Origin of the sequence: Curtobacterium sp. PhB25, assembly GCF_004365375.1 — a bacterium.
Lineage (GTDB): Bacteria > Actinomycetota > Actinomycetes > Actinomycetales > Microbacteriaceae > Curtobacterium.
This window is the reverse complement of the sequence record NZ_SODR01000007.1, coordinates 53463-75244: the sequence shown is the minus strand read 5'-3', so window position 1 is coordinate 75244 and position 21782 is coordinate 53463. Positions and strand designations below refer to the sequence as shown.

Below are 21782 nucleotides of genomic sequence, written 5' to 3'. Positions count from 1 at the left end.
AGAACGACACAGTGATATATTTGGTGGTGCGCCGCTCGCTGTCGTGACCCGACGACTCCGGCGTCCGGTCGACCTCCCGTCGGCCCGGTCGACAGGAGGACCCCACCATGTCGCTCGCGATGCGCCCACCCACCGCTGCCATCACCGTTCCCCCCGCCGCCGCACCGACCACCGCGCCGCCGTCGGCACCCGCGGGTGGTCGCCGAGGCTTCGCCCCCGCCGTTGCCCTGCTGGACGTCGGACTGCTGGTCCTGGCGTTCGCGGTCGCCCACGTCGTGCGCTTCCCCTGGGAGCTGTCGGCCGTGCGACCCCAGGCCGGCTGGATCGAGTTCGCGACGGCTCCGGTGATCATCCTGGTCTGGATGGCCCTGCTGTCGATGTTCCGCACCCGCGACCCACGCATCGCCGGCATCGGCAGTGACGAGTACCGCCGCCTCGTCACCGCGAGTCTGGTCGCCGTCGCCGTGGTGGCGGTCGTGGCGTACGCCGCGCAGCTCGACCTGGCCAGGGGGTACGTGGCCATCGCCTTCCCGCTCGGGCTCCTCTTCCTCGCCGTCGGGCGGAAGGCCGTCCGCACCGTCCTGGCGCGCAGTCGTGCTCGCGGGCAACGGTTGCAGGACGTCCTGATCGTCGGTGACACCGAGGACGTCCGCTACGTCGGGCGACGGATCGCCGCGACGCCCAGCGCCGGGTACCGGGTCCGCGCGGTCGTGACCGACTGCGAGCCGGTGGGCGCGACGATCGACCTCGGTTCGGCGTCCGTCCCGGTGGTCAGCGGGATCGACGACGTCCTCGCGCTGGCTCGTTCCGAGGGAGTCTCGGCGGTCGTCGTCGCCGGCGCCGTACGCGGCGGGCACGAGCGACTGCGCCGCCTCGGGTGGCAACTCGAGGAGCACGGCGTCGAGCTCGTCGTGTCGTCGCCCCTCGCGGACATCGCCGCAGGTCGCGTGCACGAGCGTCCCGTCGACGGCCTGCCCTTGATGCACGTGGAGACCCCCGACTACCGCCGTCGCACGGGCAAGCGTCTGCTCGACGTCGTCGGAGCCGGCTTCGGTCTCCTGCTGCTTGCGCCCGTGCTCGCGGTGATCGCGCTCGTCATCCGGCTCGACGACCGCGGTCCGGTGTTCTTCCGCCAGACCCGTGTGGGCCGTGGGGGCGCGGAGTTCTCGATCCTGAAGTTCCGCACGATGTGCGTCGACGCCGAAGCGCGGATGGCCGCACTCCAGGCAGTGAACGAGGGTGCGGGCCCGCTCTTCAAGGTGAAGGACGACCCCCGCGTCACCCGCGTCGGGGCGTTCTTGCGGAAGACGTCGCTCGACGAGCTGCCGCAGTTGTGGAACGTGCTCACCGGTTCGATGAGCCTGGTCGGACCCCGCCCGGCGCTCCCGCGCGAGGTCGCCCTGTACCAGGACTTCGCCGACCGCCGACTCCTGGTCACCCCGGGGATCACCGGCCTGTGGCAGGTCAGCGGCCGATCGGATCTGGACTGGGCCGAGGGTGTGCGGCTCGACCTGCACTACGTCGAGAACTGGTCGTTCCTGCACGACCTGGTGATCCTCGCCCGGACGGTGCCGTCGGTGCTCCGGTCGCGCGGCGCTTACTGAGGGTGCTGCGGCGGATCGGCCCGGCGCCTTCCCTGTGCGAACGGTGTCCGTTCCGGTCCTCGGCCTGGGCATCGGGGAGCGGGAGAGTTACGATGGGGAGAACACGGACTTCCGCCGCGTGGGTCGAAGAAGACCTGCGAACGGCGACCAGTTCCAGATCAAGGAGTCATGATGCTCGGAAACCTCGGCGGCGTACACCTGCTGATCATCCTCGGGATCGTCATCCTGCTGTTCGGCGCGACGAAGCTCCCGGCGCTCGCCAAGGGCCTCGGGCAGTCGATCAACATCTTCAAGAAGGAGATGACCGACGACGAGAAGAAGGCTCAGGCAGGCGACACCACGGTGCAGAACACCGCGGCCCCGACCAGCACCGTGCCGAACGCTCCCGCCGAGCCCGCCGCCGGTCCGATCCTGAACCCCGGCCCGAGCGCGCAGCCGAACACCGACTCCCGGCGCTAGAACACCAGCTCAGGACACCCAGCCCCGTCCTGTCGGCAGCCCCCGCGACCACATCGGTCGCGGGGGCTTCGTCGTGCGGGGCGCGCAGCGGTCCGAGGGGGCGCAGGATGAGCACATGACCACTGCCGCACCCCGCGCGACCGCGCCGCTCCGGGACGACCGGCGCACCGTGCTCGTGGTGGCGATCCTGTCGTCGTTCGTCGTCGGGCTCGACTCGAGCGTCGTCAACGTGGCGCTCCCCGCGATCCGACAGGAGCTCGGCGGCGGACTCGTCGTGCAGCAGTGGACCGTGGACGCGTACCTGGTGACGCTCGGCTCGCTCATCCTCGTCGCCGGATCACTGTCGGACGTGTTCGGCCGGGTGCGCATCATCACGTGGGGGCTCGTCGTGTTCGGGATCGCCTCGGTTGCGTGTGCGATCGCCCCGACGGGGGAGTTCCTGATCGTCTCGCGGGCGTTCCAGGGTGTCGGCGGCGCCCTGGTGACCCCGAGCGCGCTCGCCCTCATCGTGGCGGCGTTCCGCGGGGCCGCGCAGTCGAAGGCGATCGGCACGTGGACCGCCTGGTCGAGCGCGTCGACGATCCTCGGACCCGTGTTCGGCGGGATGGTGGTCGACAGCATCGGCTGGCGGTGGATCTTCGTGCTGACCGCCGTCCCGATCGCCGTGACGATCCCGCTCGTGCTGCGGATCACCGGTGACGTACACCCCGCGATCCGACCGCGCATCGACGTGGTCGGCGCCGTGCTGGCGGTCGTCGGGGTCGGTGGGGCGGTGCTCGGGCTCATCGAGCAGGAGCGGCTCGGGTGGGGCGCGCCCGTGGTGGTCACCGCGCTCGTGCTCGGTGCCCTGGCACTCGGGGCCTTCGTGCCGTGGGAACTCCACGTGATCCGGACGACCGGTTCGCCGCTGGTGCCGCTCGCGCTGTTCCGGGCCCGCAACTTCGCGGTGGGCAACCTCGCCACCCTGTCGATCTACGGCGCCCTGAGCATGGTCTTCTTCGTGGTCACCCTGTTCCTGCAGGAGGTCTGGGGGTTCCCGGCCTGGCTCGCCGGCCTGGCGACGCTGCCCCCGACGGTGGTCCTGCTGCTGGTGTCCTCGGCCGTGGGCGGGCTGGCGGGACGGTTCGGGCCGCGCTGGTTCATGGCCGCGGGCCCGGCGGTGGCAGCGGTCGGTGCGCTCCTGATGCTGCTGGTCGGTGCGCAGCCGGACGGGTACTGGATCGCGGTGTTCCCCGGGCTCGTGCTCATCGGGTTCGGGATCGCGCTCATGGTGACACCGCTGACCAGCGCCGTGCTCGGGTCGGTGCCGCAGTCCGAGGCCGGCGTCGGGTCGGCGGTGAACAACGCGATCGCGCGGATCGCCGGCCTGGTGATGGTGGCGCTCGCGGGCGTGGTCCTCGGCGGCGAGATGAGCGTCGCCGGCCTGCACCGGGCGGTCGTCGTGATGGCCGTCCTCCTGCTGGCCGGCGCGGTCGTCAGCGCCGTCGGGATCCGGAATCTCCCGGCGCCGACGTAAGTTGAGTGCAGTAGACTCAAGTACAACACCACCGCAACGAAAGGACGGAACGCATGGCGAACCTCCAGGGTGCTCCTGACTCGCAAGAGCGACAGAAGACCGCCCTCGAGCAGTACGGCGTCGACCTGACGGCGATCGCTCGCAGCGGCAAGCTCGACCCGGTCATCGGACGCGACTCCGAGATCCGACGCGTCAGCCAGGTGCTCACCCGCCGCACCAAGAACAACCCCGTGCTCATCGGCGAGCCCGGGGTCGGCAAGACCGCCGTCGTCGAGGGGCTCGCGCAGCGCATCGTCGCCGGTGACGTCGCCGACTCACTGAAGGACAAGCGGCTCGTCTCGCTCGACATCTCCTCGCTCATCGCGGGCGCGAAGTACCGCGGCGAGTTCGAGGAGCGCCTCAAGGCCGTGCTCAAGGAGATCAACGACTCCGACGGCCAGGTCATCACGTTCATCGACGAGTTGCACACCCTGATGGGCGCCGGCGGCGGCGAAGGGTCCGTCGCGGCCTCGAACATGCTCAAGCCGATGCTCGCGCGCGGCGAACTGCGGCTCATCGGGGCGACGACGCTCGACGAGTACCGCGAGTACATCGAGAAGGACGCCGCCCTCGAGCGACGCTTCCAGCAGGTCTACGTGGGCGAGCCCAGCGTCGAGGACGCCGTGGCGATCCTCCGCGGGCTCAAGGAACGCTACGAGGCACACCACAAGGTGACGATCAACGACTCGGCGCTCGTCGCTGCGGCCAGCCTGTCGAACCGGTACATCTCCGGCCGCCAGCTGCCCGACAAGGCGATCGACCTGATCGACGAGGCCGCCAGCCGGCTCCGCATGGAGATCGACTCCAGCCCGGTCGAGATCGACGAACTGAAGCGCAACGTCGACCGGCTGCGTGTCGAGGAGTTCGCGCTCAAGCAGGAGAAGGACGACGCCTCGAAGGCCCGGCTGGAGACCCTGCGGAACGAACTCCGCACGCGCGAGGAACGACTGGGCGAGCTCGAGCAGCGCTGGCAGGCCGAGCGGGCGAGCCTGAACCGGATCGGTGAGCTGAAGCAGCAGCTCGACGACCTGAACATGCGCAGCCAGCGTGCCCAGCGCGAAGCCGACTACGCGACGGTGTCGCGCCTGGAGTACGCCGAGAAGCCCCGGATCGCAGCGGAGCTCGCGGCCGCCGAGCAGGCCGAGTCCGCCGACCGCATGGTGAACGACAGCGTCACCGACGAGGACATCGCCGCCGTGATCGCGCAGTGGACGGGCATCCCCCTCGGTCGACTGCTGCAGGGCGAGACCGAGAAGCTCCTGCACCTGGAGAACGAGCTCGGCCGCCGGATCATCGGGCAGCGCACCGCCGTGAACACCGTGTCCGAGGCCGTTCGCCGCACCCGCGCCGGCATCTCCGACCCGGACCGTCCGACCGGATCGTTCCTGTTCCTCGGACCGACCGGCGTCGGCAAGACCGAGCTGGCCAAGGCGCTCGCGGAGTTCCTGTTCGACGACGAGAAGGCCCTCGTCCGCATCGACATGAGCGAGTACGGCGAGAAGCACTCGGTCTCGCGGCTGATCGGCGCCCCGCCCGGGTACGTCGGCTACGAGTCCGGCGGGCAGCTCACCGAGGCCGTCCGGCGTCGCCCGTACTCCGTCATCCTGCTCGACGAGATCGAGAAGGCGCACCCCGAGGTGTTCGACGTGCTGCTCCAGGTGCTCGACGACGGCCGGCTGACGGACGGGCAGGGGCGCACGGTCGACTTCCGGAACACGATCCTCGTGCTGACGTCGAACCTCGGCTCGCAGTTCATGACCGACCTGACGCTGACGGACGAGCAGCGCGAGGACGCCGTGCGCGAGCTCGTGCAGCAGGCGTTCCGGCCGGAGTTCATCAACCGTCTCGACGACATCGTGGTGTTCCAGGCCCTGACGGCCGACGACCTCGGCCAGATCGTGTCGCTGTACGTCGACCGGCTCGCCCGTCGCCTGACCGACCGCCGGCTCGAACTCGCGGTCACGCCGGAGGCGCGCGGGTGGCTGGCCGAGCGCGGGTACGACCCGCTCTACGGTGCGCGGCCGCTCCGCCGGCTGATGCAGCGGCAGATCGACGACAAGCTGGCGCGCGCGATCCTGTCCGGTGACGTCCGCGACGGCGACACCGTCCGGGTGGACGTCGCCGAGGACGGCGACGGTCTGACCGTCGAGCCGTTCCAGTTGGCGGAGGTCGTCGAGGAGTAGGCGGCGGCCGCGGTGGGTGGGGTGACCGACGGGAGGCCCGGTGCCGGTTCCTGGGACCCGGCACGGGCCTCCCGGGTTGGCTGCAGGGCATGCCTGAGATCCGCGCGATCCGTCGCCTCACCGACACCGTCGAGCACGCGAGCGTGCTCGACAAGGCCGTCGACATCGACCGTTCGGTCGTGAACGCCCTCGCCCGGCCGAAGGCCCTGCGGCAACTGCTGCACGGTGTGCCGTTCGGGCACCCGCTGCACCCGCTCATGGTGCAGGTACCGCTCGGGGCCTGGATCTCGGCCGCCGTGCTCGACGTGTTCGGCGGGAAGGGCAACGCGAAGGCCGCGAAGACCCTCGTCGGCGTCGGGCTCGTGTCCTCCGGCAGTGCGAGCCTCGCCGGGTACGGGGACTGGTCCGAACTCGACCGCGAGCAGCTGCGCACGGGATGGGTGCACCAGGCCGTCAACTGGGTCGGCATCTCGCTGTACGGCCTGTCGTGGTGGCAGCGCAAGAACGGCAACCACGGCGCCGGCAAGCTGCTCGGGTTCGCCGCGCTCGGCGTCGTGGGGGTGGGCGGGTACCTCGGCGGACACCTGGCCTACCGCCAGCGCGCTGGCGTGAGCGACCACGGTGAGGTGCCGTTCGACGCGTGACCACTGATACGGAAACGTTATGTGGACGAAACGCGGTACGTGAAATGCTCGACCCATGGATCGACTCAGCACCGACACCGTTCCCCTGACCGGCCTTCCCGCCCGCGGCGGCCTCGAGTTCATCGTCCACATCGACGAGGCGGCGGGGGTCGTGTCACTCGACCTCACCGCCGCGTGACCAGCCGTGCGGGTCCTGGTCGTCGATGACGAAGCAGCCCTCGCCGACCTCGTCGCGAAGGGCCTGTCGCGGCAGGACATGGCCGTCGACGTCGCCTACCGCGGCGACGACGCCGACGAACTGCTGGCGGTGAACGACTACGACGTCGTGGTGCTCGACCGTGACGTCCCAGGGGTGCACGGCGACGAGGTCGCACGTCGGCTGGCATCGCGCGGCAGCCTGACCCGCATCCTCATGCTCACCGCGGCGGCGACCCTGACCGACCGCGTCAACGGGCTCGAACTCGGCGCGGACGACTACCTCGCGAAGCCCTTCGAGTACCCGGAACTGGTCGCCCGGGTGCGCGCGCTCGGTCGGCGCAGCGTGGCCCCGGTCGCGCCCGTGCTCGAACGCGTCGGGATCGTCCTCGACACGAACCGTCGGATGGTCACCCGTGACGGCCGACCGCTCGACCTGACCTCGAAGGAACTCGGGGTGCTCGAGGCGCTCCTGCGAGCCGACGGTCGCATCGTCTCCGCCGAGGAACTGCTCGAGAAGGTCTGGGACATGAACATCGACCCGTTCACCGCTGCCGTACGGGTGACGATGTCGAAGCTCCGCAAGAAGCTCGGCCGCCCCGATCCGATCCGGACGGTCCCGGGCGAGGGCTACGCGCTGTGAGACGGGTCCGGCGGACCTGGAGCATCCGGGCCCGCACGGCGCTGACGTTCGCGCTCGCGGCGATGGCGCTCGCCACCGGGGTGGTGGTGTTCTCGAACGTGATGTCCCTGGCCGGGGTCGGTGCGGGTCTCGACACGACGGCGATCCGCGGTGCCTCCCCGGCGGAGACGTTCGTGACCGCCTCGCCGGTGCCGATCGGCGAGCGCTCGGCAGCGAACGACGCACCACCCTCCACCACGGTCGCGGTGGTCCGGCTCGTCGCCGTGCAGCAGTGGCAGTGGTCCGCGATCGGCATCGCCGGGGCGGGCCTCGTCGCCGGTGGCGTCGGGTGGCTGGTGAGCAGGCGCATGCTCCGACCGATCGACCGGATCACCGCGACGGCGAACCGGATCACGGCGTCGAACCTGCACGAACGCATCGCACTCGAGGGCCCGGACGACGAACTCCGACGGTTGTCCGGCACCGTCGACGACCTGCTCGACCGGCTGCAGACCGCGTTCGAGAGCCAGCGACGGTTCGTCGCGCAGGCGTCGCACGAACTCCGGACCCCGCTCGCGGTCCAGCGTGCCGCGATGCAGATCGGGTTGCACGACGGTGCCGGCGCCGATGACGTCCGAGTGGTGCGCGAGGAACTGCTCGAGCAGAACCGGCGCACCGAGCACCTCGTCGAGTCCTTGCTCGTGCTCGCGGAGGCCGATCGAGGGCTCGCAGGCGTCGGGACGTCGATCGACCTCGTGGCCATCGCCGACGAGGTCGTCGCGGGAGCCGCCGGGAGTGCGCACGAGGCGGGCGTGACCATCACCCACGAGGGCCGAGCCGCGCCTCCTGGCAGACCCACCATCACGGGTGAGCCGATGCTCGTCCGGCAGTTGCTCGTCAACCTCGTCGGCAACGCCGTCGAGTACAACGAAGCCGGCGGCTTCGTCCGCGTCACCACGCGCGGTGACGGCCTCGTCGTGGAGAACTCCGGGCCGGTCGTGCCGGACGAGGTCGCGCCACTGCTCGTCGAACCGTTCCGACGCTGCCCCGAGGTCGCATCCGGCGGTCGGCACAGCGGCCTCGGCCTGTCGATCGTCGCGTCCATCGTGCACGCGCACGGGTGGCGACTCGTCGTCACCGCGCGCCGTGAGGGCGGCCTGCGCATCGACGTTTCGTCGGTGTGACCCCACGCGTACCGGGGACGAAACACCGGGTCCGCTGTGCTGGTCCCATGAAGCCATCCACGAAACACTCCACCACCACCACCACCACCACCACCACCACCACCACCATCGTCGCCGTCGCCGCAGCCGTCGTGCTCCTGCCCGGCCTCCTCGCCGGCTGTTCCGGAGCGCCGTCGACCGACTCGACCGACACGGCCTCGGGCGGCGGCAAGGGGGCCGGGGCCTCGCTCGCGTCCTGCATGCGTGACCACGGGTACGACATGCCGGATCCGTCGTCGGATGGGAGCACCCTGTCCCTGTCGGCTCCCGACGGCATCGACGACGAACAGTGGAAGGCGGACCTGCAGGAGTGCATGGGCGACGCCGGAGCCGGTGAGGGGTTCCAGGCGGCGAAGCCCGCCGGGACGCCGGAACAGCGGAAGCAGATCGCGGAGTGCATCCGTGAGAACGGGTTCGCCGACTACCCCGACGGTGACGATGCGATGTCCACGTACCGGCCCGACGACCAGGACGCGTTCCAGGACGCGTCGTCGACGTGCTTCGACGAGGTCCTGGGCAAGGGCGGCAGCTCCGGTTCGAACACGACGGTGCAGCCGTGACCACCGTCCTGACCAGGCGTCGAGCGCTCGTCACGAGCGCGTGCCTCGTCGCGGTGCTCGCCGCAGGTGCTGGCACGTGGGCGTTCATCGACCTGCAGGCCGCGCCGTCCTCGGCAGCAGCCGATTCCGGCAATCAGCAGCACCCGACCGCCGCGGTCACGAAGGGCGACCTGACGGACTCGAAGGTGTTCGCCGGGACCCTCGGGTACGGCACGGCCACCGGGGTCCCCGGCGCCGCCTCGGGCACGCTGACCTGGCTCCCCGCGCCCGGGCAGGTCATCAGGAGCGACGAGTTCCTGTACGCGGTCGACGAGCGCGGGGTGCGGGCGATGCACGGCACGGTGCCGATGTGGCGCTCGCTCGAACGCGGGCTGACGGGCACCGATGTGCAGCAGCTCAACGACAACCTCGCCGCGCTCGGGTACGACGTCGCGCAGGACGACTCCTTCGGCCCGCGGACGCAGCGCGCCGTGCGGCAGTGGCAGGAGGACCGGGGGCAGGAGGTCACCGGCGTGCTGACCTCGGCGGACATCGCGTTCGTCGACGGGGACGTGCGTGTCGCGACCGTCGACGGGAAGCTCGGCCAGCCGGCGGAGGGAGGGAGCGGCGACGTGCTCTCCGTCACGAGCACGAAGCGCATCGTCGTCGCCACCGTCTCCCAGCGCGACGCCGAACGGCTCGCGGTCGGCACGGAGGTGCGGGTCCGGATCAACGGCGCCGGGGCACCGATGACGGGCGAGGTCACCGACGTCCAACCGAGCTCGGGAGACGACGCCGGGTCCAAGGTCGACGTGTCCGTCGCGTTCGACCCCGGCTCGCGACGGCTGCCCGCTGCGGCGTCCGCGCAGATCGACGCCGCGGGAGCCACCGAGAAGGACGTCCTCTCCGTGCCGGTCGCGGCACTCGTGACGACGGGGAACGGCGCGTACGCGGTGGACGTGGTGCGGCGCGACGGCACGACGAAGCGGGTTCCCGTGACCCCCGGGTTCATCGCCGACGGCCGGATCGCGATCACCGGGAACGTCGCGGAAGGCGACCGCGTGGTGGTGCCGGGATGAGCGGCACGGGGCCGGTCCTCGCCCTGCGCGAGGTCACGAAGACCTACGGCGACGTCGGCGCGCTCCGCGGGGTGACGCTCGACGTCGCCGCCGGGGAGCTCGTCGCGGTCGTCGGTCCGTCCGGGTCCGGCAAGTCCACGATGCTCAACATCGTCGGGACCCTCGACCGTCCCACGCAGGGCTCGGTGTCGATCGCCGGGAACGACGTCGCGACCATGTCCGACAACGCCTTGTCCGCGCTGCGAGCTGAGCACGTCGGCTTCGTGTTCCAGCAGTTCCACCTGCAGGCCGGTGCCACCGCGGCGGAGAACGTCGCCGACGGGCTCCTGTACTCGGCGACCGGGCGACGTGAACGGCGCCGACGCGCCCACGAGGCCCTGGAACGAGTCGGCCTCGGGCACCGCACCGACCACCGCCCGACCCAGCTCTCCGGGGGTGAGAAGCAGCGCGTGGCCATCGCCCGCGCGATCGTCGGGAACCCCACGATCCTGCTCGCCGACGAGCCGACCGGCGCGCTGGACTCCGCCTCCGGTGCGGCGATCGTGACGCTCCTGCGTGCGTTGAACGCCACCGGCACCACGGTCCTCGTCATCACGCACGACCTGGGCCTCGCAGCCTCGTTGCCGCGGCAGGTCCGGATGCGTGACGGTCTGGTGGAGCACGACTCGGCGGTCGGGCCGGCTGGGGACATCGCCGCTGCCATCGGTGGCGGCCGGTGACCGGCGTGCGAGCACGGTTGGGTGCCGCTGACCTGCTCCGGCTCGGGGTGTTCGGGCTGCGCACCAGACCCGGCCGTGTCGTCCTGTCGGCGCTCGGCATCGCGATCGGCATCGCCGCGATGATCGCCGTCGTCGGGATCTCGTCGTCGAGCAAGGCGAAGCTCGACCAGGTGCTCGACGCCCTCGGCACGAACGTGCTCACCGCCACGCAGGCCCAGGGGTTCGGTGACGTGCCGCCGTTGCCGTCCACCGCACTCGAGTCGGCACTCCGCCAGGACGACGTGCAGTCGGCTGCCGCGGTCGGCACCGTGGTCGACGCGGCCGTATACCGCAACGAGTTCATCCCGCCGCCGGAGACGAAGGGCATCGGCGTGATGGCGGCTTGGGGCGACGTGCCGCGCGTGCTCGGCGGCGAGCTCGGGTCCGGGCGCTGGATCGATGACTCGGTCGTGGCTCCGCCGCAGGTGGTGCTCGGTGCGGCCGCCGCGTCGGCACTCGGCATCGACCGGGTCCGTGCCGACAGCCGCGTCTGGATCGGCGGGCAGTGGGTGCAGGTGGTCGGGATCCTGGAGCCGATCGCGCTCGCCGACGACCTGGACAGCCAGGTGTTCGTCCCCCGCGGCCTCGCCCGGCAGCTCGGGTTCGACGGGGCGCCGACCGCCGTCTACACCCGCGTCGACCCGTCGCGAGTCGCACCGGCACGGGACATCCTGGCGAATGCGATCAGCCCGGGGTCCCCGCAGGACGTCGGCGTGACCCGACCGTCCGACGCGCTCGCCGCGAAGGACGCCACCGACGACTCGTTCACCGGGTTGCTGGTCGGCATCGGCGGCGTGGCGCTGCTCGTCGGCGGCATCGGCGTCGCGAACACGATGGTGATCACCGTGCTGGAACGTCGTGCCGAGGTCGGGGTGCGGAGAGCCCTCGGAGCGCGGCGGCGGAACATCCGCGACCAGTTCCTGGTCGAGTCGTTGCTGCTGTCGTTCCTGGGCGGGGTGGCCGGTGTGGTGATCGGGGTCGGGGTGACGGTCGCCTTCGCCCTGGCGCAGGGGTGGCCGGTGGCGATCCCGCTGTGGGCCGTCGGCGGCGGGCTCGGCGCGACCGTCGTGATCGGCGGAGTGTCCGGGTGGTACCCGGCCGCGCGCGCAGCGCGCATCCCACCGACGTCCGCCCTGGCGGCCGTCTGAGGCCGTGGTGGTGATCCGGGAGGCCCGGTGCCGGTCTGCGGGACCGGCACCGCGCCTCCCGGTCGTTCCGTCCACCCCGTCGACGCGTGGCGCAGATCATGCCTGGTCATGACCAGTCGCGTCAAGCGTTGGCGACGATCTGTTCGCCATCCGTGATCCCCCGGAAACACGCGGATCGAACCCGCTCACAGGGACCGATCCAATGGTTGACAAGGGCTCTCGGAAGGTCTTCTATTGCGAATACGCAACGACCTTTCATAAAGGCCGGACCAAGGGAGTCAACGTGACACGCACGCGTTTCGCCGCACTCGGTGCGCTCGGCCTGGCGGCCGCGCTCGCCCTCACCGGGTGCTCCGCCGGAAGCAACGGAGCTTCCGACGGCGGCACGAAGGCCATCGGCACACCCGATGGCAAGGGCAAGACCATCACCGTCTGGATGATGAACGGCGACCTGAGCGACAAGGTCCTCGACGCAGCTCAGAAGCAGTTCACGAAGGACACCGGGGCGAAGGTGAAGATCCAGACCCAGCAGTGGGACGGGATCACCACGAAGCTCACCACGGCGCTCGCCCAGGACGACGCCCCGGACGTGGTCGACCTCGGCAACACCCAGGTGCCGGTCTACGCAGCGGCCGGCGGTCTCATGGACCTCACGCCGTACCGCAACGAACTCAAGGATGGCCAGACCTGGCTCACCGGGCTCGAGGGGCCGGCCACGGTGGACGACAAGCTCTACGGTGCTCCGCTGTTCGCCGGCAACCGTGCCGTCGTCTACAACAAGAAGGTCTGGAAGGACGCCGGCGTCACCGACGTGCCGACCACCTACGACGAGCTCACCGCCGACCTGGACAAGGTCAAGGCCGCCAACACGGCAAGCGACTTCTCCGCCTTCTACATGCCCGGCCAGTACTGGTACGGCGGGCTGCAGTGGGTCTGGGACGCCGGCGGCGAGATCGCCTCCGACAAGGACGGCAAGTGGACCGGGAAGCTCGACTCCGACGACGCCGTGCAGGGCCTGACGGCGTGGAAGACGTTCCAGAACGACTACTCCGCGAAGTCGACGCAGGACATCAACACCGACAAGCCCTCGCAGAGCGACGTCTTCGCGCAGGGCAACACCTCGGCGTTCCTCGGCTCGGCGTGGGAGATCGGTTCGATCACCACGGCGAAGCCGGCGCTCGCCGACCAGATCGGTACGTTCCCGATGCCCTCGCAGACCGACGGCAAGACGCAGCCGGTGTTCCTCGGTGGCTCCGACCTCGGGATCCCGGCGAAGGCCGCCAACCAGGACCTCGCGCTGTACTACCTGAAGATCCTGACCTCGAAGGAGTTCCAGCAGGACCAGGTGTTCGGTGTGGACGGCTGGGAGCCGAACTCGACCGAGCTGCTCGACGCCGTGGCCGACGACGTCGACACCCTGCACAAGCCGTACTTCGCGGCAGCGGGCACGAGCCGTCCGACCCCGGCGACACCGGGCTGGGCGACCATCGAGGGCGACGCGTCGTTCCAGTCGATGTTCGCGGACATCGCCACCGGGCGGAAGTCGCCGGAGCAGGCCGCCGAGGGCTTCTCGAAGCACCTCACGACCGCGCTGAACGCGCAGCAGTAGTCGATGACCTCCACTGCAGAGCAGGCGACCGGTTCGGAGCAGTCCGAGCCGGTCGCCGGCGGCGGGGGGACCAGGGGCGCGGGCGCCGGGGGCACCGGGGGCAGCGGCGGTGCCGGGTTCGGGCGGCCGGTTCGTCCCGGCCGCGGGGCGCGTCGTCTGTCGGCGGTGGCGTCGCGCGCACCGCTCGTCCTGCTGGCGCCCGCGGCGATCCTGCTGCTCGCGCTCGTCGTCTACCCGCTCGTCCGGCTCGTCGTCATCTCGTTCCAGGACTACGGGCTCCGGGCGATCTTCACCGGGGAAGCCGGGTTCGCCGGGGTCTCGAACTACACGAACGTTCTGACCGACGCGTCGTTCTGGCCGGTCATCCTGCGCACCGTCCTGGTCACCGGGGCGATGGTGCTCGGCACGATCGTCATCGGGATGGGCGTCGCGCAGCTGCTCACCCGGTTGGGCGTCGCCATGCGCACCGTGGTCAGCGTCGTGCTCGTGCTGGCCTGGGCGATGCCGAACGTCGCATCGAGCCTGGTGTGGCAGTGGCTGTTCCAGCCCTTCTACGGGGTGCTCAACTGGCTCATCACGCAGCTGCGGGTGTTCGGCGACCACACGCAGGACAACTGGGCGTCGCACCCCGGGCAGGCGTACACGATCGTGCTCACGCTCGTGATCTGGCAGGCCGTGCCGTTCGTCGCCCTGACGCTGTACGCCGCACAGTCGCAGATCGCGCCGGAGTACTACGAGGCCGGGGCGCTCGACGGTGCCTCGACGTGGACGATGTACCGCGCGATCACGCTGCCGGCACTCGCCCCGACGCTGCTGCTCGTGTCGATCCTGTCGGTGATCTGGGACTTCAACGTCTTCAACCAGATCTGGTTGCTCACGAGGGGCGGTCCGGAAGAGGCCACCCTGACGCTGGGCATCTGGACGTTCGTGAAGTCGTTCGTCTCCAACGCCTACGGCCAGGGCGCCGCGATCGCCGTCATCTCGACCGTGATCCTCGGCGCGCTCACCAGCTACTACATCCGCCGGCTCGTCCGCAGCGGGGAGGAGGACCTGTGACCGTCTCGAATGCTGCGCCGGTGCGGGCGCGGAAGCGGAAGCCGCGCGTGGTGGCGAACACCATCGCGGTGGTGTTCTGCTTGGTGTGGGTGTTCCCGATCTACTGGATGGTGAACACCGCCTTCAAGCCGGCGGACGAGGTCACCACCATGACCCCGATCTGGGCACCACTGCACCCCACGCTCGACAACTTCACCCGCGCGCTCACGCAAGAGGGCTTCCTGGTCTACCTGCGGAACTCGACCATCGTCGTGGTGGCCGCCGTGCTGCTGTCGATCGTGGTCGGGTTCCTGGCGTCGGCGGCGCTGTCGCGGTTCCGGTTCCGCGGGCGGCGGGCGATCCTGGTCGGCATCCTGTTCGTGCAGATGATCCCGTCGGGCGCACTGCTCATCCCGCTGTTCCTGTCGTTCCAGACGCTCGGTCTGCTCAACAGCTACGTCGGGCTGATCCTGGCGTACGTCGCGAGCGTGCTGCCGTTCTCGATCTGGGTGATGCGCGGGTTCTTCGTGGCCGTGCCCGTCGAGATCGAAGAGGCCGCGAAGGTCGACGGGGCCGGCACCTTCCGGATCCTGTGGAGCGTGCTGTTCCCGCTCGTGATGCCCGGGGTCATCGCCACGAGCGTGTTCGCGTTCATCGCGGCGTGGAACGACTACCTGATCGCGTACGTGATGCTCAAGGACCAGGGGATGTACACGCTGCCGGTCTGGCTCGCCGGCTTCTCGACGAACAAGGGCACGGACTTCGGTGGGCTGATGGCGGCGAGCGTGCTGTTCTCGATCCCCGTGGTCGTCTTCTTCCTCATCGTCCAGCGTCGGCTGGTCAGTGGTATGACCGCGGGAGCCGTCAAGGGCTGACCCGCTCGACCGAACACCCCGTCGCACACACGCGGCGGGGTGTTCGTGCGTGTGGGGTGTTCGTGCGTGTGCCGTCCGTCGAGGTTCCACGACATGCCGCGTGCTGGACGCCGAGGTTCCACGGAAAGGCTGCGGTTCGCGCGAGATGCCGAGATTTCGGAACCTTGGGGGAGGGAGCGGGAGGGGGCGGGGAGGGACGCGGGGCGGGGTGGTTGTGTTTGTGTGGGTTTGTGGCTTATGGTTCCTGAAACCCACGGGAACGAAGGAGTTCGGGCATGTACGCAACCGAGCGGCACGACGCGATCGCAGCAGCGCTGCAGGACGCCGGCCGGGTCTCCGTCGCCGATCTGGCCGAGCACTTCGACGTCACCACCGAGACCGTGCGCCGTGACCTCGACACCCTCGAGTCCGCCGGGGTCCTACGCCGCGTGCACGGGGGAGCGGTGCCGATCGGTCGCTCGAGCGTCGTCGAACTCTCCGTCGCCGAGCGCGAAGGGCAGCACGGTTCCGCGAAGTCCGACATCGCCCGCGCCGCGATGCGCCTGGTGCCCTCGACATTCACGGGCTCGATCGCGATCGACGCCGGCACCACCTGCGCCGCCGTCGCCGCCGAACTCGCACGGTGGGAACCCGCCACCGCTGGCGCGACCCTCACCGTCATCACGAACTCCGTCCCGATCGCCGCGACCCTGCAGCACAGCGAGCACGTCGAGCTGCACCTGCTCGGTGGCCGGGTGCGCGGGGTCACGAGCGCCGCCGTCGGGACCGCCACCGTCGAGCAGATCAGCGCCCTGCGGCCCGACATCGCCTTCGTCGGCACGAACGGCCTGTCCGCCGGCTTCGGGCTGAGCACCCCGGACGAGTACGAGGCCGCGGTCAAGGGCGCCTACGTCCTCGCCGCCCGCCGAGCCGTCGTGCTCGCCGACGCCGCGAAGCACGGGGTCGAGGCCCTGATGCGCTTCGCCCGGCTCGACGAGATCGACACCGTGGTCACCGACCAGGAGCCGCCGGCCGACCTCGCCGGCGCCCTGACCGACGCCGACGTCGAGGTCGTCGTCGCATGAGCCGCCGCATCGTCACCGTCACGCCGAACCCGAGCCTCGACCGCACCATCGAGCTCTCCGGCGAACTGCAGCGCGGCGCCGTCCAGCGTGCCATCCGCTCCACCGCGGAGCCCGGCGGCAAGGGCGTCAACGTGTCCCGCGTCGTCGTCGCGAGCGGTGGGGACACCATCGCCGTGCTGCCCGGCGACGAGCTCGACCCCGTGCTGCTCGGTCTCGCCACGCGCGGCATCCCCGCCGCGGCACTGTCGATCGGTGCGCCGCTCCGCTCGAACGTCACCGTGACCGAGCCGACCGGCACCACCACGAAGCTCAACGAGCCCGGTCCCTCGTTCGCCGGCCGGCTGGACGACCTGGCCGACCTGGTCGCCGACACGGCCGCGGCGACCGCCACCGGACCCGCCGCCCGCTGGGTGGTCTTCGCCGGGTCGCTCCCGCCCGGACTCCCCGACGACGCGCTCGCCGTGCTCGTCCGCGCCGTCCGCGCACGCCACGGTGAGGACGTCCGGATCGCGGTCGACTCGTCCGGCGTCCCGTTCACCGCACTGCTGCAGTCCGGCGAGCGGATCGACCTGGTCAAGCCGAACGCCGAGGAGCTCGCCGAGGTCGTCGGCGGCGACCCCGACACCTACGAGCAGGACCTCGACGCCGCCGTGGCCGCTGCCGAGCGGTTACGCGACCGGAACGTCGGCTCGGTCCTGCTGACCCTCGGCAGCGCCGGCGCCGTGCTGGTGTCGGACGAGGGCGCCTTCGCCGCCGCAGCACCGCGGATCGTCGCCCGCTCCACCGTCGGCGCGGGGGACTCCTCGCTCGCGGGCTACCTGCTCGCCGAGGTGGCCGGAGCGTCGCCCGAGCAGCGCCTCGCCCAGGCCGTCGCGACCGGAGCCGCCGCAGCAGCCCTGCCCGGCAGCGACGTGCCCGCCCTCGACCACACCGACCCGACGGCGATCTCGGTCCGGGTGCTCACGACGCACCCGGCACCCGAGCCCGCCTGACCCCCGCCCCAGCTCGAACACCCCCACTCCCCGAACACCTGCACGACCCGCGCGATCAGCGCCATTGCGAAGGAGCAAGCACATGTCCGCAGACTCGAGTCCGCGCCTCATCAGCGCCCAGCTCGTCGGCCTCGACGAGGACCTCGGTGCCACCTCGGCCGACGTCATCCGCGTCCTCGCCGACCGCGTCGCCGCGACCGGCCGCGCCGCCGACGGCCGGGTCCTGGCCGAGGACGCCATCAAGCGTGAGGCCAGCGTCGGCACCGGGGTTCCCGGCGGCATCGCGATCCCGCACGCCCGATCGGCGTCGGTGTCCGAGCCGACCCTGGCGTTCGCGCGTCTCGCCCGGAAGGTGTCGTTCGGCGCCCCGGACGGCGACGCCGACATCGTGTTCATGATCGCCGTACCCGAAGGGGCCGATAAGGACCACCTGACGGTCCTCTCGACCCTGGCCCGTGCGCTCATCCGTGACGACTTCACCGCCGCCCTGCGCGCCGCAGCCACCCCGGACGAGATCGTCCAGCTCGTCGACCGCGAGGTGAGCGGCGAGGTGTCCGAAGCCGGCGTCGGGAAGGCGAGCAGCGCCTCCAGTCCGACCGCCGCACCCGCGCCGGGCCGCAAGGTCTTCGTCGGCGTCACCGCCTGCCCGACCGGCATCGCGCACACCTACATGGCGGCCGACGCCCTCGTCGCCGCGGCGCAGCGCGCCGGTGCCGAGATGCACGTCGAGACCCAGGGGTCCTCGCAGGTCGAGCCCCTCGACCCTGCCCTCATCGCCCGCGCCGACGCCGTCGTGTTCGCGGTCGACGTCGACGTCCGCGACCGCGGTCGCTTCGCCGGCAAGCCGCTCGTCTCGGGCCCCGTCAAGCGCGGCGTCGACGAGCCCGACAAGATGATCGCCGAGGCCATCCGTGCCTCGGACGACCCGAACGCCGCACGCGTCCAGGGCGGTGCAGCCGTCGACGGTGCGTCCACCGCCAAGAACGAGCACTTCGGCCAAGCGCTCAAGCGCTGGCTGCTCACCGGCGTCAGCTACATGATCCCGTTCGTCGCGGGCGGCGGGCTGCTCATCGCGCTCGGCTTCCTGCTCGCCGGCTACGGCATCGCGCTCACCCACGGTGACGACGGCGTGAACAACGCGGTCTTCGCGCTCCAGCACTACAACCTGGTCGACCTGCCGCCGGAGGGGCTGCGCTACTACCTCGGTGCCGCCGCGTTCCAGATCGGCTCCGTGTCGCTCGGCTTCCTCGTCGCGGCACTCGCCGGGTACATCGCCTACGCCATGGCCGACCGACCCGGCATCGCGCCCGGCTTCGTCGCCGGTTCCATCGCCGTCTTCATGAACGCCGGGTTCCTCGGTGGCCTGATCGGTGGCCTCATCGCCGGTGCCGCCGCGTACTGGATCGGTCGCATCCCGACCTGGCGCTGGCTGCGTGGCCTGATGCCCGTCGTGATCATCCCGCTGTTCGCGTCGATCATCGCCTCCGGCCTCATGCTGCTCGTGCTCGGTGGACCGATCGCCTGGCTCATGACCCAGCTGACCGAGTTCCTCAACTCGCTGTCCGGCGCCTCGGCGATCCTGCTCGGCATCATCCTCGGCCTGATGATGGCCTTCGACCTCGGCGGCCCGGTCAACAAGGTCGCCTACGCGTTCGCCGTCGCCGGGCTCGGCGCCGGGACCGCCACCAACGTCGTGCCGTTCGAGATCATGGCCGCCGTGATGGCTGCCGGCATGGTGCCGCCGCTCGCCCTGGCACTCGCGTCGACCGTCTTGTACCGCAAGGGCTTCACGAAGCCCGAGCGCGAGAACGGCAAGGCCGCCTGGCTGCTCGGGGCGTCCTTCATCTCCGAGGGCGCGATCCCGTTCGCGGCCGCCGACCCGCTGCGCGTGATCCCGGCATCGATGGTCGGTGCCGCGGTCACGGGTGCGATCTCGATGGCTGCCGGTGTGACCTCGCGGGCGCCGCACGGTGGGATCTTCGTGTTCTTCGCCATCGGGGACGTCGCGATGTTCATCGTCGCGATCCTGGCCGGCACGATCGTGTCCGCGCTGGTGCTCGTCGGGCTGAAGAAGTTCGTGCGTCGGGCCCCGGCGACGGACGCCGCCGTGTCCGAGACTGCAGACGACCGCGTGGCCGTCGCCGTGTAGTCGACGTCACCGCGTGACGGACGGGCGCGCCCCGCTCAGCGGCAACGCGAAGCGTTGCGCGGGGCGCGCCGACCGAGCTTGCGAGGGAGGGGTGCCAGCTGGCACCGGGCCTCCCGTCCGTCCGCGGTCGCACCCACCCCGTGAGGTTCCGAGATCTCGGAACCTTGGGGGCATGCGCGGCCGTTCGTGGAACCTCGGCGGAAGTGAGCGGCGGGTCGTGGAACCTCGGCGCGGCGAGAAGGGGCAGGCGTGAGCGCGTGAGCACGCCCGCGCGCTGGGTGAGCGCTCCCTACTCGGCGATGTTCGCGGTGATCGCGTCGATGTAGGCGGCGCGGTCCTCGCGCGAGTGCGGCCGCCCCGGGACGCCCGGACGCTGCTCCCACGGGAACGGCCCGGCCTCGTGCCGGTACTCGATCCCCATCGCCTCGAGCCGCGCGGTGTGCTCGGCCAACCGCCCGCGGAACTCGGCGACGTCGCGCGGTCCGGTGACGTCCGCCGACCAGAGCGCCTCGGCCAACGCCGCCACCCGCGGGAACAGCTGGTAGTCGAGCTTCCGGGCGGTGTCGACGTGCTCCGTCCACATGTTGCCCTGGCCGCCGATGACGTGGGCGCGCTCGGACTCGGTCAGGCCGGACGGCACCGGGTCGAACCCGAAGACGTCGTCGACCGTCAGCACGATGGACACCGGGATCGGTTCGGTCGCCAGGTCGCTCTGGCGGTAGTCGAGGTAGGCCTGGTCGTCGGGCGACGAGATCACGTCGTGCCCGCGCTTCGCCGCCGTCCGGGCGCCGGTCAGACCGCGCCACGACACGATGGTCGCCGAGGGGTCGAGCGTGCCGCCCTCGAGGATCTCGTCCCAGCCGAACGCCTGCCGCCCGTGCGAGGCGACGTGTGCCGCGAGCTGCCCGATGATCCAGGCCTGCAGCTGCTCTTCGTCCTCGAGCCCGAGTGAACGCATGCGCTCCTGCGTGCGGGGGTCCTCGACCCACTGCACCTTCGGGCACTCGTCGCCGCCGATGCCGATGTAGCGCGAGGGGAAGAGCGCGATGACCTCGTCGAGGACGTCCTTGAAGAAGTCGACGGTGCTGTCGTCGGCGTTCAGGACGTCGTCGGTGATGCCCCACTCGGTCCAGACCTCCACCGGCGTCTCGGGGTGCACGCCGAGCGACGGGTAGGCGGCCAGCGCGGCACGGACGTGTCCGGGGGTCTCGATCTCGGGGACGACGGTGACGAACCGGTCTGCCGCGTAGGCGACGATCTCGCGGATGTCGTCCTGCGTGTAGTAGCCGCCGTGCGGGCGGCCGTCGAACGATGCCGGGCGCAGCACGCCGTCGGCGTCGGGGACGTGTGCGCCCACCTGGGACTCGCGGCGCCACGACCCGACCTCGGTCAGGCGCGGGTACTTCCGGATCTCGATGCGCCAGCCCTGGTCCTCCGTCAGGTGGAAGTGCAGCCGGTTGATCCGGTGCGCCGCGAGCTGGTCGACGACGCGCATGACCTCGTGCTTGGTGCGGAAGTGCCGCGCGACGTCGAGCATGACGCCGCGCCAGGCGAAGGCGGGGGCGTCCTCGACGATGGTGGACGGGACGGACCACGGCCCGGTGCCGACGCGGCCGCTCCGGTACACGTCGGCGGGCAGCAGTTGGAGGAGCGCCTGGACGCCGTAGAACACGCCGGCGGCCGAGCCGCCCGCGACGTCGACACCGTCGGGTGTGACGGTCAGGCGGAAGGACTCGGCGCGCTCGCCCTCGGGCGACGGCGGACCGGCGGGCAGGGAGGGGTCGTCGGTGACGCGTAGCGAGATGACGCTCGTCCGCACCGACCCGTCGGCGGAGGCCGCCCCGTCGACGGCCACGTCCTCCGCTGCGTCGCGGACCGGCTGGCCGGTCGACGCCCGGAGCGTCTGCTGCAGGTACAGTCGGACCGATCCGCTCGCTGCGTCCGCTGCGATGCGGGTCGACGGGGTGATCTCGAAGGCGCCGGTGCCGGGGACGGCGCGGCGCGGTCGTGGGATGAGCATGTCGGAGTCCACCATTCCTCAATGATCTT

General features: G+C 71.0%; 19 protein-coding genes. 18 read left to right on the top strand and 1 reads right to left on the bottom strand.

Going from position 1 to position 21782, the window contains the following annotated elements:
• The first annotated feature begins 107 nt into the window (after positions 1–107).
• The 18 genes from EDF51_RS14220 (at position 108) to EDF51_RS14140 (ending at position 19733) form a co-directional block, all read left to right on the top strand.
• The gene (locus EDF51_RS14220; RefSeq protein ID WP_132100711.1) at positions 108–1604 is read left to right on the top strand and encodes a sugar transferase; all 1497 of its coding nucleotides are present in this window, start codon (positions 108–110) and stop codon (positions 1602–1604) included.
• 171 nt (positions 1605–1775) lie between these two features.
• On the top strand, positions 1776–2063 hold the full coding sequence (tatA, locus tag EDF51_RS14215) for a twin-arginine translocase TatA/TatE family subunit (RefSeq protein WP_123293839.1): 288 nt from the start codon (positions 1776–1778) through the stop codon (positions 2061–2063).
• A 115-nt stretch (positions 2064–2178) separates the two neighbouring features.
• On the top strand, positions 2179–3579 hold the full coding sequence (locus tag EDF51_RS14210) for an MFS transporter (RefSeq protein ID WP_131881224.1): 1401 nt from the start codon (positions 2179–2181) through the stop codon (positions 3577–3579).
• A gap of 53 nt (positions 3580–3632) precedes the next feature.
• Positions 3633–5801 (top strand): AAA family ATPase, encoded by a 2169-nt coding sequence (locus tag EDF51_RS14205; RefSeq protein WP_131921346.1) that lies wholly within the window; start codon positions 3633–3635, stop codon positions 5799–5801.
• A gap of 89 nt (positions 5802–5890) precedes the next feature.
• Entirely contained in the window at positions 5891–6445 is a 555-nt protein-coding gene (locus EDF51_RS14200) for a DUF2231 domain-containing protein (RefSeq protein WP_132100710.1), read from the top strand.
• 55 nt (positions 6446–6500) lie between these two features.
• Positions 6501–6623 (top strand): hypothetical protein, encoded by a 123-nt coding sequence (locus EDF51_RS20455; protein WP_260154542.1) that lies wholly within the window; start codon positions 6501–6503, stop codon positions 6621–6623.
• 6 nt (positions 6624–6629) lie between these two features.
• Positions 6630–7283 carry a response regulator transcription factor gene (locus EDF51_RS14195; RefSeq protein ID WP_123937429.1) on the top strand — a complete coding sequence of 218 codons (654 nt, stop codon included), beginning with the start codon at positions 6630–6632 and terminating at the stop codon, positions 7281–7283.
• On the top strand, positions 7280–8446 hold the full coding sequence (locus EDF51_RS14190; protein ID WP_132100709.1) for an ATP-binding protein: 1167 nt from the start codon (positions 7280–7282) through the stop codon (positions 8444–8446). The genes EDF51_RS14195 and EDF51_RS14190 overlap by 4 nt, the downstream gene beginning before the upstream one ends.
• 47 nt (positions 8447–8493) lie before the next feature.
• A complete protein-coding gene (locus EDF51_RS14185; protein ID WP_134195404.1) occupies positions 8494–9045 on the top strand; it encodes a hypothetical protein in 552 nt (183 codons plus the stop codon).
• Positions 9042–10103 carry a peptidoglycan-binding protein gene (locus EDF51_RS14180; RefSeq protein ID WP_132100707.1) on the top strand — a complete coding sequence of 354 codons (1062 nt, stop codon included), beginning with the start codon at positions 9042–9044 and terminating at the stop codon, positions 10101–10103. The genes EDF51_RS14185 and EDF51_RS14180 overlap by 4 nt, the downstream gene beginning before the upstream one ends.
• Positions 10100–10822 carry an ABC transporter ATP-binding protein gene (locus EDF51_RS14175; RefSeq protein ID WP_131847068.1) on the top strand — a complete coding sequence of 241 codons (723 nt, stop codon included), beginning with the start codon at positions 10100–10102 and terminating at the stop codon, positions 10820–10822. Before EDF51_RS14180 ends, EDF51_RS14175 begins: the two co-directional genes overlap by 4 nt.
• The gene (locus EDF51_RS14170) at positions 10819–12009 is read left to right on the top strand and encodes an ABC transporter permease (RefSeq protein ID WP_243692484.1); all 1191 of its coding nucleotides are present in this window, start codon (positions 10819–10821) and stop codon (positions 12007–12009) included. The genes EDF51_RS14175 and EDF51_RS14170 overlap by 4 nt, the downstream gene beginning before the upstream one ends.
• A 283-nt stretch (positions 12010–12292) precedes the next feature.
• Positions 12293–13618 carry a sugar ABC transporter substrate-binding protein gene (locus EDF51_RS14165; protein WP_208321853.1) on the top strand — a complete coding sequence of 442 codons (1326 nt, stop codon included), beginning with the start codon at positions 12293–12295 and terminating at the stop codon, positions 13616–13618.
• A 3-nt stretch (positions 13619–13621) separates the two neighbouring features.
• On the top strand, positions 13622–14674 hold the full coding sequence (locus tag EDF51_RS14160; protein WP_132100706.1) for a sugar ABC transporter permease: 1053 nt from the start codon (positions 13622–13624) through the stop codon (positions 14672–14674).
• A complete protein-coding gene (locus tag EDF51_RS14155; RefSeq protein WP_243650121.1) occupies positions 14671–15528 on the top strand; it encodes a carbohydrate ABC transporter permease in 858 nt (285 codons plus the stop codon). The genes EDF51_RS14160 and EDF51_RS14155 overlap by 4 nt, the downstream gene beginning before the upstream one ends.
• A gap of 275 nt (positions 15529–15803) precedes the next feature.
• Entirely contained in the window at positions 15804–16592 is a 789-nt protein-coding gene (locus tag EDF51_RS14150; protein WP_123293549.1) for a DeoR/GlpR family DNA-binding transcription regulator, read from the top strand.
• Positions 16589–17584 (top strand): hexose kinase, encoded by a 996-nt coding sequence (locus tag EDF51_RS14145; RefSeq protein ID WP_134195400.1) that lies wholly within the window; start codon positions 16589–16591, stop codon positions 17582–17584. Before EDF51_RS14150 ends, EDF51_RS14145 begins: the two co-directional genes overlap by 4 nt.
• Before the next feature lie 82 nt (positions 17585–17666).
• A complete protein-coding gene (locus EDF51_RS14140) occupies positions 17667–19733 on the top strand; it encodes a fructose-specific PTS transporter subunit EIIC (protein ID WP_134195398.1) in 2067 nt (688 codons plus the stop codon).
• Between the two features lie 289 nt (positions 19734–20022).
• On the opposite strand, the gene EDF51_RS14135 is transcribed toward EDF51_RS14140, so the two are convergent.
• A complete protein-coding gene (locus EDF51_RS14135) occupies positions 20023–21768 on the bottom strand; it encodes a beta-N-acetylhexosaminidase (protein ID WP_134195396.1) in 1746 nt (581 codons plus the stop codon).
• Positions 21769–21782: the final 14 nt, after the last annotated feature.

Excerpts from the sequence above, each read along its gene's own strand:
- EDF51_RS14220 (WP_132100711.1), top strand. The coding sequence starts at position 108 with ATGTCGCTCGCGATGCGCCCACCCACCGCTGCCATCACCGTTCCCCCC.
- tatA (WP_123293839.1), top strand. The coding sequence starts at position 1,776 with ATGCTCGGAAACCTCGGCGGCGTACACCTGCTGATCATCCTCGGGATC.
- EDF51_RS14210 (WP_131881224.1), top strand. The coding sequence starts at position 2,179 with ATGACCACTGCCGCACCCCGCGCGACCGCGCCGCTCCGGGACGACCGG.
- EDF51_RS14205 (WP_131921346.1), top strand. The coding sequence starts at position 3,633 with ATGGCGAACCTCCAGGGTGCTCCTGACTCGCAAGAGCGACAGAAGACC.
- EDF51_RS14200 (WP_132100710.1), top strand. The coding sequence starts at position 5,891 with ATGCCTGAGATCCGCGCGATCCGTCGCCTCACCGACACCGTCGAGCAC.
- EDF51_RS20455 (WP_260154542.1), top strand. The coding sequence starts at position 6,501 with ATGGATCGACTCAGCACCGACACCGTTCCCCTGACCGGCCTTCCCGCC.
- EDF51_RS14185 (WP_134195404.1), top strand. The coding sequence starts at position 8,494 with ATGAAGCCATCCACGAAACACTCCACCACCACCACCACCACCACCACC.
- EDF51_RS14175 (WP_131847068.1), top strand. The coding sequence starts at position 10,100 with ATGAGCGGCACGGGGCCGGTCCTCGCCCTGCGCGAGGTCACGAAGACC.
- EDF51_RS14160 (WP_132100706.1), top strand. The coding sequence starts at position 13,622 with ATGACCTCCACTGCAGAGCAGGCGACCGGTTCGGAGCAGTCCGAGCCG.
- EDF51_RS14150 (WP_123293549.1), top strand. The coding sequence starts at position 15,804 with ATGTACGCAACCGAGCGGCACGACGCGATCGCAGCAGCGCTGCAGGAC.
- EDF51_RS14145 (WP_134195400.1), top strand. The coding sequence starts at position 16,589 with ATGAGCCGCCGCATCGTCACCGTCACGCCGAACCCGAGCCTCGACCGC.
- EDF51_RS14140 (WP_134195398.1), top strand. The coding sequence starts at position 17,667 with ATGTCCGCAGACTCGAGTCCGCGCCTCATCAGCGCCCAGCTCGTCGGC.
- EDF51_RS14135 (WP_134195396.1), bottom strand. The coding sequence starts at position 21,768 with ATGGTGGACTCCGACATGCTCATCCCACGACCGCGCCGCGCCGTCCCC.